Genomic DNA, 12505 nt, shown 5'->3' with positions numbered 1-12505 from the left:
ATGACGATGCTCCGCTTGCGGCCCACGATCTTCTTGCCCGCATCGACGCCTTGGCCGGCCGCGGGAACGTTGGTGGACGTCTTGATGCTCTGCGAGTCGATGACGCATGCGCTGGGTTCGGCCTCACGGCCTTCCTGCCTGCGGACTTGGCGGCGAATGAGACTGTTGAGCTGGTCGAAGACGCCCTCCTCCTGCCACCGGGCGAAGTAGGCGTAGACGGTGTTCCAGTGCGGATAGTCGTGCGGGAGGTAGCGCCAGGGGATTCCGGTGCGGTTCACGTAAAGGATCGCGTCCAGGAGGCTGCGCAGGTCATGGTCCGGAGGCCGGCCGATGTCCAGTCCACGGCCGCGGCGTTCAGCTGGCCAGGCGGTCAGTACCGGCTCGACCAACTCCCAGCGGGCATCGGTCAGATCACTCGGATAACGGCGGCGTTCGGGCACAATTCGGGACTACCCGCAAGGCGCAGGCGCGCGTGCCAGCGCTCGAAGCGCACGGCGCATAGCCCGGCGCCTTGGGATGAAACAGGAGCAGCCAGGCCAAGACGCCCGCTCAACCAACTCTCCTGCAACACAGACCCCATCAACCTCATCGCCCACACCAGGCCAGCATGAAAACCTATCCAAAACACCTTAATAAAGCGCAAAACACCCTCTCAGCTGGTCAGGGCAACGCTCGCCGCGGTCGGCTCCGTCGGGCCCAGCGACGTCCAGGGCTTCATCACGGACGACCGCCGCGGTCCCCGCGTCGTGATCAGCGAGCTCAACGCCCGGTTCGCGGGCGGCTTCGCGCTCAGCGAGGCGGCCGGCGCCGATCTGGTGCAGCAGACCCTCAACGGCCTGTTCGGCCTTCCCGTCGACCACGACCGCCTCGTCGCGAAACCGGACATCTACCTGAGCAAGTACGTCACGGTGCTGGCCGCCGGGCCCGCGCCCTGCCACCCCGACGGAGGCACCCCGTGAGCACGACCGAGCACCTGTCCAGCACGGGCGGCCAGGACGGTGGCCGCCATCAGCGCCGGTTGCGCCTGCTGGTGGTCTGCGTCGGCAACCACATCCGCTCGCCGATCGCGGCCGCCGCCCTGGCCGCGCAGGGCGGGGACGATGTGGTCGTCCGCTCCGCAGGCCTGCGCTACCGGCACGTGGGCAAGGGCCCCCACAGCAACGCGGTCCGGGCCGCCGCCGAGCACGGCTACGACATCGAGGACCACATCGCCGTCAAAGTGAACTTCCGGCTGCTGGAGTGGGCCGACACCATCCTGGCCATGGACCACACCGTGCTCGACGAACTACCGGCCACCGCCGACGAGCAGACCACGCCGAAACTGCACCTGTACCTCGACGGCGAAGACGTCCACGACCCGTGGGAAGACGCCTACACAGCCTTCCAGGACTGCGTGGCAGTCATCGAGCGCGGTGCTGCCCGGCACCTGCCCTAGCCTGCTCAGCCGCCTCCAGGACCACATCCACAAGCCGGTCAGCCGCATCCGGACGACCGTGCGGACGGGCCCGCTCCGCCATCGCCTGCCGCAGATGGGCATCGGCCAGGAGCGGGCCCAACGCGTTACGCATCCGCTCGCCACTCACCTCGCCCTCCAGCGCGACCGCCGCCCCGGCCTCCTGCAAGTGGCGCGCATTGTGGGCCTGCTCGTTGCCCGCGGAGGTGGCCAGCGGGATGAACACGGCCGCCTTGCCCAGCGCGGTCAGCTCAGCGAGCGTGCCCGCCCCGCTACGCGAGACCACCACATCCGCGAGCGCCAGGACGTCCGGCAGCTCCGCGCCGACGAACCCGCTCACGTAGTAGCGGCCCGCACTCTGCGGCGGCAGCACCGCGGCCCGCCCTCGCAGGGCCTCGACGTGGTCGGGACCGCACTGGTGGATCACGTTCGCCTGCTCCAGCAACCAAGGCAGGACTTCCGCGACGACCGTGTTGATCTGCTGGGAGCCCTGGGCGCCCCCGGTGACGTACACCGTGGGCCGACGGCTATCGAAGCCTCGCAGCCCGAGGGCCTCGATCGCCTTCAGCCCCTGCCCGGACAGCACCTGCGGCCGTACCGGGTTCCCGGTGACCACAGCGATCGAACGCGCCTCTGTGGGCAGCAGCGCCAGGGTCGACTCCGAGGAGACCGCGATCCGCGTCGCCGATCCGGCCAGCTGCCGGTTGGCCAGACCGAGTCGCACCGTCTGCTCGTGCAGCACCAGCGGCCGCCGGCACAGCCGGGCCGCGAGTCCTGCCGGGACAGCAACGTAGCCACCGGTCGCCAGGACCACGTCGGGACCGAACTCCGTGATCACCTTGCGGGCCTGTGCGCCCCCCAGCGGCACCCGCGCCATGTCCTTCATGTTGGCGGCCGACAGCATCTTCAGCGGATTCGCCGACCGCCGGACTTTGCCCGTGGCGACCGTGCTGAACGCGATTCCCTCCGCGGGCGCGACCCGTGCCTCGAGCCCGTCATGGGTCCCGATCCACAGAACTTCCAGCCGCTGTCCGGACCCGGCCAGCCGGTCCTGGAGCGTGCGGACAGCGGTCAGGGCCGGGTAGGTGTGGCCCCCGGTCCCGCCGCCCGTCACGACCAACCGGAAGACATCAGGCGCGGCGGCGTGAGCACTGTTCACCAACGAGATCCCATCTGGCCCGGACTACGGAGACTGGCTCGTACCGTAGCGGACCCGAGAGACGACCCGAACCACGCCGCGAGACAACCGCTCGACCCCGTCGCCCAGTTGAGAGAAATGCCGTGGGCGTCCAGCTCGGCAGAGGCGTCACCGAAGCTGATGGGCTGAGCGACTGGCGTGCATGCGGGCGACCAGCGGTGCTCCGGTCCGTGCGCTGCCCGGGGCGACGACCGGCACCGCGTGAACCGGTGCGGTCGGGGCGGACAGGTTCAGGGCGAGGCGCCCGCCCTTCAGCGGTCCGCTGTGTGGAAGTTGGGCGCCTACGGGGAGGACCAAGAGGGCCGCGCTGACTCCGTCCGCCGTCTCGGCAGCGTGCGCGGACGACTGCGGAGGGCGGGCCGTGCTGATCGGTGACACCCCGTCGGATGTCGACGGGGCCCACACAAACGGAGAGCGTGTGATGGCCGTAGCCGACGTCGCCTCTCAGCTGGAGAGGGAGCCGAGGAGCACGCCAGCCACGGCCCCGGCCAGGAGAAACGGTCCGAGCGGATGAGCCGTTTTGCGGTCAGTACGGCGCGCGACGATGAGGCTGAGGCCGTACAGCACGAAGACCACGAACCCGGTGATGGCGCCGGCGATGAGGGTGTCCCACCCGTACCAGCCAGTGACGGCACCGACGGTGGGGGCGAGTTTGACGTCTCCGAAGCCGAACGCGGCTGGGTTGATCAGGAACATTACGAGGCAGAAGGAGCTGAACGCGAGAGACCCAAGCAGCGCCCTCCCCCAGTTGCCGTCGGTGCCGGGCAGTAGCGCCGCCACGCCGAGCAGGCCCAGCGAGATCGCGGCGAGCGGCAGGGTGAGGACGTCGGGCAGCCGCTGGACCGTGAGGTCGACCGTGGCGAGCAGCACGCCCACCGGGACGATCACCAGCCAGACCAGCAGTTCGGGATGTGCGCCGACGGCGGACGACAGGACGGCGCAGACCGCGGCCGTGATGGCGGCCATGGCGGGCATGCTCGGGCCGTACGAGTCGCCGTCGGCGCACCGCGCCTGCCCCAGCCAACTGTCCCTGAAGCCGGCGAAGGCATGTCCGCCAGGACACGTTGCCCGCCACTCTTCCTCCGGCGGCACAGAAAGCCGGTAGGCGGCGCGCGGTATGAGCAGGCCGGTGCCGGCACCCCACAGGACTGCCGCCGCGGTGATCCAGAGCGTCTCCACCGGACGGAGCTTAAGGCCGAGAGGGGCAGCCCCGGGTTCTGGCCGGCGCTTCAGACGGTGGACCAACCGCGCATCTGCACGGCGACCTCCTGCACGTGCAGAAGAACGGGGCAGCGGTCGTTGAACAGCGGGTGCTCCTGGTCCGGGTCAGGGTTTCCAGGTGCGCAAGAACGAGGCGATCCGCTCGGCGGTGGAGCGGGGGTTGTTCAGCTCATGGGCGAGTGCAGTGAGCTGTTCCCGGGTGGGGTTGACGGGTACGTGGCTGGCCTCGAGGTACATGACGGCGACGGCACAGGCGACAGTGAGGTTGGAGCGTTCCAGCCACCGGCAGCGGCCCAGGGTGTGCACCAGGGCGGCGGCGCGGGCGAAGGTGCCGTCGTAGACGGGGGTCTCGAGGAGTTCGCCGCGGTGGCGGGCGACGGCGGCGATGGGGACGCCGTAGTCGTCGGCGGCCGGATCACGGTGCCCGGCCCGCTCCGCTACTTCGAGGATCCAGGACTCGTCGACGTGCAGGATCACGCGGCGGCGCCCGGCTGCTGCTGGCCGTACGGGGCGTCGAGCTGCTGCTCCAGGTCGTCGAGGAACGTGCCGTGCTCATCGATGAGCCGCTGGGCGGCCGCCATGCCGGCGGCACGGGCACCGGTGGTGTCCTCGATGATGAGCCTCTCCACGTACTTGTTGAAGTCGAGTCGGCGGGAGCGCGCGGCAGCCTTGCCGGCCTCCAGCACGCCCTCGTCCAGCCGGACCTGGGTCTGCTTATTCGTAGCCACACCTCATGGTAGCAGGGTGGTAGCAGGTGTCGGCGCCGTGCTTGGAGCGGCCCTCGCTGAGGGAGCCCACCAGAATGCGTCTCGTTACGCCCGGCGGCTTTACGGTGACGCCGATGGCTTCGTATGCGAAGGATCCGCGCTGCATCACCATGGCCGAGGTCCTGGTCCCGTTGCTGAGCCGATCCAGGGTCGTGGGAGTGTGGCACCTGCCCCTGAGTGCTGGTTCGGTGGCTGACCTCGGCGGCGTAGGCGGCCCAGTCGTCGGCGGCGGCTCGCTGCCATTTGACGGCGACGGTGATGGCGAGGCCGAAGGTGCAGGCGAGGACGGCTGCGGGCAGCTCGGTGGCGAGCTGGAACAGGGCGGTCGAGCGGGCTTCGGCGAGCCGGATGCCGAGGTTGCGGAGCCGTTCGCCCATGGTCCAGGCACTGATCGGGCGGCCGGGCTGGCCGCCAGGAATGAGCCAGGGAGAGTCTGTACGGCCGAGGACGGCATGGCTGCGTCGGACTTCGACTTGCTGCAGGGCCAGTTGGGCGACGGGCTCTGATAGCTCGACCGGGACGGCGCCGAGGCGGATGCGGACGGTTCCGTCCCTCTCCTCGACGTCCTTGACGGTGAGCCGGGCGATCGCGGCGGGCCACTGGGCATAGAGGAGCAACAGCAGGCCGGCGAGGCGGTCTTCGGGCTTGAGGGTGTGGTGGTGCAGCAAGCGTCGGGCCGTGGCCCAGCGGGCTTCGTCGTCCATCGGCTGGGTGGGGCCGTTCCATCGTTCGGCGGGGAAGCTGAGGTCGCGGGTGATCTTCTGGGCGAGGGTCCAGCGCACGAAGTGGCCTGCCTCCCGGCGCAAGCGGATGTCGTCGCTGGTCATCCAGAGTTCAAGGTGGGACTGTCGGCAGATGCCAGCGGCACCTCCTGTTCCGGGCCGGGCACGCGTGGCAGCCGGACGGTGAAGACCGCTCCGCTGCCGGGATTGCTGCCGGCTGTGACGGTTCCGCCGTGTGCCTCGACGAACTGGCGCACGATGGACAGGCCGAGACCGCTGCCCCCGGTGCGTCTGCTGCGGGATTTCTCGGCGCGCCAGAACCGTTCGAAGACATGAGGCAGGTCTTCGGGGGCTATACCGTCCCCGGTGTCGCGCACGGTCAGGACAGCCTCATCCGCCGTCTGCCGGGCGCTGAGGGTCACCGTGCCCTGCGCAGGAGTGTGCCGCAGCGCGTTGGAGACGAGGTTGCCCAGGACCTGACGCATGCGTACCGGGTCGGCGTCCATCCAGAGTCCGGGGCAGGCATCAGCCCGCAGGATTATGTCCGCGGCTTCGGCGCGGCTGCGATGGGCGGCGACTACCTGGCCGATCAACTCGTCCGCGGCCAGCGGTTCCCGGTGCAGCCGCAGGGTACCGGCGTCGCCCGCAGCGAGGTCGCCCAGGTCGTCAATGATGTGCTGCAGTTGCAGCGCCTCGTCGTGCAGGGAGGCGATGAGGCCAGGGTCGGGGTCGAGTAGTCCGTCGCGGGTCACCTCGAGCCACCCTCGGATGTTGGTCAGCGGGGTGCGCAGCTCGTGGGCGATGTCGCTGACCATGGCCTTGCGCTGGGACTCCAACTGTTCCCGGCGCGCGGTCAGGTCGTTGAAGGCGGCGGCCAGGAAACCCGTCTCGTCCTTGGTGGTGACGGCGACCCGTGCATGGTGCTCGGGCGGCTGCTGGGCGGCGACGGTCAGGGCGCGCAGGGGGCGGACGAGACGGACGGCGACGAAGGCGGTCAGTGTGATCGTGACGGCCAGGACGAGACCGGTGACTGCGATGATCTTGGTCTTGTTGACGGGTGAGAGATTGAAGCCCGACTGTTGTTGGTCGCGGTCGCCGAGGTAGAGGGTCGCCGGTGGGGCGACGTAGGGGTCGAGCTGGGTGCGGCGTGCCGTATCGAGACAGTTCTGCACCTGCTGGTTGCCGTGGACGGTGTCGGCCGCCTGGCCGGGCATTCCGGGAATGACATTGCTGCCGAACAGTTCCCGCAGATCAGGATCTGCCTCGACCATCCTCTTCCAGTTGTCGGGGAGACAGCTGGCCATCAGCTTCGCAAGGGCTGCCAGCGCCTTGCGCTCGGTGGGCATCACCGGGTTGGCCGTTTCTTCGGCGCACTGCGAGAGCACGTACGCCGGGAGATCGTCGGCGATGACCACCGTACGGCCGCTGGGCATCTGCTTTGTGCGGCTGCCGTAGCCGAACCGGGTCAGGCACGCCACACGCCCCTGCGCCAGTCTGCTCAGCTGCTCCGCCTCTGCATGAGACAGCCGATAGGGTCCCACCGCCCGCGGGTCGATACCGGCGAGCTGGGCGCCGGACTCGGTGTAGGTGTCTGTACGCAGCGGGTCGACGGTGGCCGAGGCACGGGCAGGCAGCGGGGTGCCGGGCGCGGCGGAATCAGTGATGAGCCGTCCGCCCGCGGTGGTCAGGGCGATACGCCGATCCAGTGTGCGCGACAGCGTGCGCACGGTGGACCCGACGCCGTCCCAGTCGGCATGAACCGCGGCATAGCCGCTGATCCGACGCAGGATGTCGGAGTCGTCGGAGAGCACTTGACCGCGTTCCTCCTGAATGGCCCGTGTGGTGAGCTGCACGGCCAGCCAGGCGGTGGCGCCCACGGACAGCACCGCGATCGCAACGGAGGTGAGCAGCAGCCGTACCAGCAGACTTTTATGCCAGGGGATGCGGGGAACGGGCGTTATGCCGTCCGGTCCGGTCATGAGGGCCCCTGGCCGTCAACGAGTTTGTAGCCGACTCCGAACACCGTCAGCAGCCGTGTGGGGGTGCGCGGATCAGCCTCGATCTTCTTGCGCAGGTTCAGGATGTGCACGTCGATGGCCCGCTCGGTGGACGCCCGGTCGTGACCGCGGGTGTGCTGCAGCAACTGACGGCGTGAGAAGACCCGTTCGGGCTCGGCGGCCATGGCGTTCAGAATGGCGAACTCACCCGGGGTGCAGGCGACCGCCGCGCCGTCACAGGTGACCTCGTGCCGTACCGCGTCGACGGTGACGCCCCCGACACGCAGCACGGGGGATTCCTCGACAGGACGCAGGGTGCGGCGCAGCACGATGCGGATGCGCGCCAGCAGCTCCCGGGGACTGTATGGCTTCGTCATGTAGTCGTCCGCGCCGAGGTCGAGACCGAGCAGCAGGTCGTCCTCGGCGGAGCGGGCGGTGAGCATCAGCACCGGTATGTCCGCGTCGCGGCGCAGCACACGGCAGACCCCGAAACCGTCAAGGCCCGGCAGCATGACATCGAGGATCACAAGGTCGGGCCGGTGGTTGCGGGCCTCGTCGAGAGCAGCCCGTCCGTCGAAGACGACGACGGCCGTATGGCCTTCCTTGACCAGGAGCTGGCGGATGAGCTCGGCCTGCATGCCGTCGTCCTCCGCGACCAGAATATGTGCACACACGCCGCTGACCTTATGCGTGCCGAGGAGTCGTAAGCACGGTGTACCGCCTCCCTTGCGGTTCTTCCCACACCCTGACCACTTCCTGATATCCGCGCTCCACGCTGGCCCCATGCACGACGGAGAACCCACACATCACACCCGTCCCGTCCCGGCAGCGGCATCCGCGCCGGGCCAGGACCACCCAGCCCCGGGCCGCCCTGCCCCGGTCCGGCCCGTGCTGGCGCTGCTGACCGTCTCGGTATGCCTGCTGGCCGGCTGCAGCACCGGAGCGTCGGACGCTAAGAGTCCCGCCGGGGACACGGCGAAGACACACACGCAGGGCGCCGAGGCCCTCCGACTGGAACTGCACGCAACCGACGGACAGGAACATGTCCCGGTCACCGTCGGCGGCCGGGTCAGGGTCGAAGGGGGCACGATCACCCAGGTGTCCCTGTCCACCGCGGACGGTCGGGCGGTGCCCGGCGAACGAGCCCCGGACCAGAAGAGCTGGGCCCCCTCCGACGACCTGAAGCACGGCACGACCTACCGGTTGACCGCCGCGGCCACCGGCGCCGGCGGCCACCGCACGACCAGAACCGTGACGTTCACAACCCTCGCCGAATCCGACGGGTTCACCAGCACCTACACCCCGGGCAACGGCTCCACGGTGGGAGTGGGCATGCCGGTCTCGCTCACCTTCAACAAACCCATCACCGACAAGAAGGCCGTCGAGTCCGCCGTCGAGGTCAGCTCCGACAGCGGACAGACCGCCGTGGGCCACTGGTTCGGCGGGCAACGGCTTGACTTCCGTCCCCAGGAGTACTGGAAACCCCGCTCCACCATCACGGTAAGGATCCACCTCGCCGGAGTGAAAGGAGCCGCCCACTCCTACGGCGAACAGGACCAGACCCTCCGGTTCAAGGTCGGGCGCAGTCAGGTGTCCACCGTGGACGCCTCCGCGCACACCATGAAGGTCGTCCGGGACGGCACCACCCTGAGGAACATACCGATCACCGCGGGCGCCGCCTCGTCGCCCACCTGGAACGGACAGATGGTCATATCCGAGAAGCTGATCTCGACACGGATGAACGGCGCCACGGTCGGTTACGCCGGCCAGTACGACATCCCCGACGTCCCGCACGCCATGCGGCTCTCCACCTCGGGCACCTTCGTCCACGGCAACTACTGGGGCAACGACTCCGTCTTCGGCCATTCCAACATCAGCCACGGCTGTGTGGGCCTCAACGACACCAAGGGCGGCGCCGACCCTGGCCAGGACGCCGCCTGGTTCTACGACAACTCCCTCATCGGCGACGTGGTCGTGGTGAAGAACTCCCACGACAAGGTGATCGCTCCCGACAACGGACTCAACGGCTGGAACATGCCGTGGAGTGAGTGGACGGCGGGTTCGGCGCGGTGAAGCACCTTTTCTCCCGGATGGTCTCCCGTGCCGGTTCCCGCCGCGATCCTGCCCCTGGCTGGGTGCAGCGGCCCTGGCGACAGGACGGCGGGCGGCGTCCCCTCCGCCTTCGTCGGCGAGCAGGATGCCCAGGGCTGTAAGCGGCATGCACGCCAAGGCCGCGGACACGAGCTTTTCCGCAGCGTGCGACCTGCCGGGCCTCGGCCCCGGAGTCTCGCCGAGATCCCCGACAACGCCTGGCAGGTCGTCGTCACCGGGAAGAACAACAACTCCCCGGAGTCGCAGATGGTGTTGTACCGGCGCACCGGCAACGGCTGGGCCGTCGGGCAGACCTGGGCCGCCCACAATGTGCTCCGGGACTGGACCGACGATCATCACGCGGGTGACCTGCACTCGCCCATCGGTGGGTTCACCCTTTCAGTAATGCGGGCGGACTACTCGCCGACCCGGGCACGAAGCTGCCCTACTACCGGTCCGGTGCCTTCATCGCCGGCAGCGCGGGATTCGAGGGCGAGCCGCCCGTCGGCTCCTTCGACTACATGGTCGCAATCGAGTACCGCAGGCCGGGCACCTCACCGCTCGACACGACCCGTCCGCTCGGTGCGGAACGCGATGGCGACATCTGGCTGCACGTCGACCACGGCGGAGGCACCCACGGCTGCGTGAGACTTGACGCAGCAGCACATGAAGGAGTTGCTGGGGCTCAAATACGACCGGCGTGACCCGCTGTGAGCGCAGTCCACAGATGATCGACCGTTACGGTCTCGTGACATCCCGAACCAGGTTCGATCACACGTCTTCTCCAGCCTCTACGGACATGACGCCGGGCATCGCGCGCCCTCGGCGGGTCACCAGACCAATGGACCTCCGTCCTGCCCCGGGAGCTGCCGTAGGACTGCTCCCCGGCCTCTGCCCGCTCTCCGCGTGCCCTCTGGGGCGGCTGTTCGAACAAGGAGTTCCTAGAATTGCGCAAGTCACCGACACGGCAGGCGTCTTCCCGACCGACACGGAAAGGCCGTGTCGCCGGCTCCGGCCGCAGGCGCTTGATCGACTACCCACGCCGTGGCAGAAAAGGTCTCCGTCGCTGGCTGCCGTCGTGGCGCCTGCTACTCGGGGGCTTTCTGCTGACCACAGGCACTCTGTGCGCACTCTTCGCATACGTGTACTCGCAGGTCGGCATACCGGACGAGAACGCAGCGGCACGACAGGAGGCCAACGTCTACTACTGGGCCGACGGCACCCAGATGACGGCCGTAGGGGCAGTGAACCGGCAGATCGTGCCGCTGTCCCAGATACCCCGTTCGATGCGCAGCGCGGTGGTGGCGGCGGAGAACGCGAGTTTCTACAGCGATCCCGGTGTCTCGCTCAAGGGCGAGCTACGCGCGATCGTCAACATGGCCAAGGGCCAGGACGTCCAGGGCGGTTCAACCATCACCCAGCAGTACGTGAAGAACACCTTTCTGTCCCAAGACCAGACCCTGACCCGCAAGATCAAGGAATTCGTCATCGCCCTGAAGGTGAACCAGACGAAGAGCAAGGACGCGATCCTCCAGGGCTATCTGAACACCAGCTGGTTCGGCCGCCAGGCCTACGGCATCCAGGCTGCGGCGTACGCCTACTACGGCATTCCGGCCAAGGACCTCGACCCCAGCCAGGCCGCGTTGCTGGCTTCGCTGCTGAAGGGCGCGGAACAGTACGACCCCGCTGCCGGCGCGGCCAACCACCACCGCGCGGTCACACGTTGGAGCTGGACTCTGGACCGCGAGGTCACGGTGGGGCTGATGTCCCCAACGGAGCGAGCCACGTACCGGAAGTTCCCGGAACCGAAGAAGCAGTCGGTGGCGACGAGTCTCGCCGGTCAGACCGGCTACCTCGTCAACGTCGCCAACGCCTACATCACCAAACGCACCGGACTGACCGACAGGGACCTCGCGCGCGGCGGCTATCGGATCCACACCACCTTCGAAAAGGACAAGGTGCAGCGACTGCAGCAGGCCGTCGAGGACGTCACCCGCGAGGGCCTCGACCCGAAGAACCGTTCCACGGACCGCGATGTCCAGGTCGGCGCCGCCACCATTCGTCCCGCGGACGGTGCCATACTCGCCCTGTACGGCGGCTCGGACGCCACCAAGCACTTCACCAACAACGCGGACACCTCCGGCGTCAAGGCAGGATCAGTGTTCAAGCCCTTCGCGCTCCTGGCCCTCCTCGACAGCGAACTGCGCGCCAGTCCCGTACCCTCTTCGGCGAAATCGCCTCCCCCCACGCTTGCAGACATGCAAGACGCTCTGGTGACCTCGGACCATGCACCGTTCGTCCAACTGGGCAAGGCCATAGGCTGGGCGCGGATCCGGAACGCAGCGGTCAAGGCCGGGCTGCTGAAGAGCAGCATGGCCCCCCTGGAGCAGACCTTCCCGACAGGGACCTCTACACCCAGCGCCATCCGCATGGCCGACGCCTACTCCACCTTCGCCAACGGAGGCCAGCAGAACGACCCGTACTCGGTGTCCCAAGTCCTCAGGCAGGGCAAGCCGGTGGGCGGTCTGGACCATCCACACGCCCGAGCCGCGTTCAGTCCAAAGGTGGCCCAGGTCGTCAACAAAGTGCTGCAAAGTGTGGCCGTTCAAAACGGTACCCAGTCCATCGTCCCAGGCGCCGCATCCGTCGCCACCGGTGACCGCGACGTGACCAAGTCGGCTTGGTTCGTGGGCTACACCAAAGACCTGTCCACCGCGATCACCCTCTTCCGTAACAAGCCTGGCCAGGCCCAGCTCCTTCCGCTCACCAACGTGGGCGGCTCTGACTCAATCCGCGGCAACATCTTCCCGCCACGGATCTGGGCCCGCTTCATGGGAACCACCGGAAAATTCGACCTGAACCGCACCACGCGCGCGAAGCGAGACCCGGTCACGAAGGCCACATCGCAGTCGACTCACTCGTCCGATCCGGACGAAGAACCGACCACGACGGAGCAGAAGCTCAAACAGGGCGCACGGGCAGCATCGACGCCAGCAATCACCCCCACAGCGACGAGTCGCTCGGCTCCGTGATCGCTTCGGTGGGCAAGGCGGCGA

General features: G+C 68.4%; 12 protein-coding genes. 5 read left to right on the top strand and 7 right to left on the bottom strand.

The window, feature by feature from the left end:
* The coding region (locus AQJ54_RS42430; RefSeq protein ID WP_159055668.1) for a transposase at positions 1 to 440 on the bottom strand (440 nt) is incomplete at its 3' end.
* A gap of 306 nt (positions 441 to 746) precedes the next feature.
* Here AQJ54_RS42430 and AQJ54_RS45510 point away from each other — a divergent pair.
* Both AQJ54_RS45510 and AQJ54_RS45505 read left to right on the top strand, forming a co-directional pair.
* Entirely contained in the window at positions 747 to 959 is a 213-nt protein-coding gene (locus tag AQJ54_RS45510; RefSeq protein ID WP_062246927.1) for a hypothetical protein, read from the top strand.
* On the top strand, positions 956 to 1435 hold the full coding sequence (locus tag AQJ54_RS45505) for an arsenate reductase/protein-tyrosine-phosphatase family protein (RefSeq protein ID WP_248845596.1): 480 nt from the start codon (positions 956 to 958) through the stop codon (positions 1433 to 1435). The genes AQJ54_RS45510 and AQJ54_RS45505 overlap by 4 nt, the downstream gene beginning before the upstream one ends.
* Here the strand turns inward: AQJ54_RS45505 and AQJ54_RS42415 are convergent.
* From AQJ54_RS42415 to AQJ54_RS42400, 4 genes are all read right to left on the bottom strand, one after another.
* Positions 1401 to 2615, bottom strand: coding sequence for a UDP-N-acetylglucosamine--N-acetylmuramyl-(pentapeptide) pyrophosphoryl-undecaprenol N-acetylglucosamine transferase (locus AQJ54_RS42415; RefSeq protein WP_079070321.1), 1215 nt, complete (start codon positions 2613 to 2615; stop codon positions 1401 to 1403). The two genes, AQJ54_RS45505 and AQJ54_RS42415, sit on opposite strands and share 35 nt — an antisense overlap.
* A 480-nt stretch (positions 2616 to 3095) precedes the next feature.
* On the bottom strand, positions 3096 to 3830 hold the full coding sequence (locus AQJ54_RS42410; protein WP_062246923.1) for a prepilin peptidase: 735 nt from the start codon (positions 3828 to 3830) through the stop codon (positions 3096 to 3098).
* Between the two features lie 147 nt (positions 3831 to 3977).
* A complete protein-coding gene (locus AQJ54_RS42405; protein ID WP_062246922.1) occupies positions 3978 to 4349 on the bottom strand; it encodes a hypothetical protein in 372 nt (123 codons plus the stop codon).
* Entirely contained in the window at positions 4346 to 4600 is a 255-nt protein-coding gene (locus tag AQJ54_RS42400) for a hypothetical protein (RefSeq protein WP_062246920.1), read from the bottom strand. The genes AQJ54_RS42405 and AQJ54_RS42400 overlap by 4 nt, the downstream gene beginning before the upstream one ends.
* Positions 4601 to 4674: 74 nt before the next feature.
* Here AQJ54_RS42400 and AQJ54_RS42395 point away from each other — a divergent pair, with 74 nt between their 5' ends.
* Positions 4675 to 5145 (top strand): hypothetical protein, encoded by a 471-nt coding sequence (locus AQJ54_RS42395; protein ID WP_062246918.1) that lies wholly within the window; start codon positions 4675 to 4677, stop codon positions 5143 to 5145.
* Between the two features lie 317 nt (positions 5146 to 5462).
* Here the strand turns inward: AQJ54_RS42395 and AQJ54_RS42390 are convergent, their stop codons facing one another.
* Together AQJ54_RS42390 and AQJ54_RS42385 are read right to left on the bottom strand one after the other, a co-directional pair.
* The gene (locus tag AQJ54_RS42390) at positions 5463 to 7340 is read right to left on the bottom strand and encodes a sensor histidine kinase (protein ID WP_062246917.1); all 1878 of its coding nucleotides are present in this window, start codon (positions 7338 to 7340) and stop codon (positions 5463 to 5465) included.
* Positions 7337 to 8032, bottom strand: a complete 696-nt coding sequence (locus tag AQJ54_RS42385) for a response regulator transcription factor (RefSeq protein WP_062246915.1) — start codon at positions 8030 to 8032, stop codon at positions 7337 to 7339. The genes AQJ54_RS42390 and AQJ54_RS42385 overlap by 4 nt, the downstream gene beginning before the upstream one ends.
* A 109-nt stretch (positions 8033 to 8141) precedes the next feature.
* Between AQJ54_RS42385 and AQJ54_RS42380 the strand changes: the two genes are divergently transcribed.
* Together AQJ54_RS42380 and AQJ54_RS42375 are read left to right on the top strand one after the other, a co-directional pair.
* Positions 8142 to 9431, top strand: a complete 1290-nt coding sequence (locus AQJ54_RS42380) for a L,D-transpeptidase (protein WP_079070320.1) — start codon at positions 8142 to 8144, stop codon at positions 9429 to 9431.
* Between the two features lie 1160 nt (positions 9432 to 10591).
* Positions 10592 to 12481: a transglycosylase domain-containing protein gene (locus AQJ54_RS42375; protein WP_063806528.1), complete on the top strand. Its 1890-nt coding sequence runs from the start codon at positions 10592 to 10594 to the stop codon at positions 12479 to 12481.
* Positions 12482 to 12505: the final 24 nt, after the last annotated feature.

It is taken from the genome of Streptomyces griseorubiginosus (genome assembly GCF_001514195.1).
Taxonomy (GTDB): Bacteria; Actinomycetota; Actinomycetes; order Streptomycetales; family Streptomycetaceae; genus Streptomyces; species Streptomyces griseorubiginosus.
Note: the sequence above shows the minus strand (reverse complement) of the source record. Positions and strands in the feature narration are given on the sequence as shown.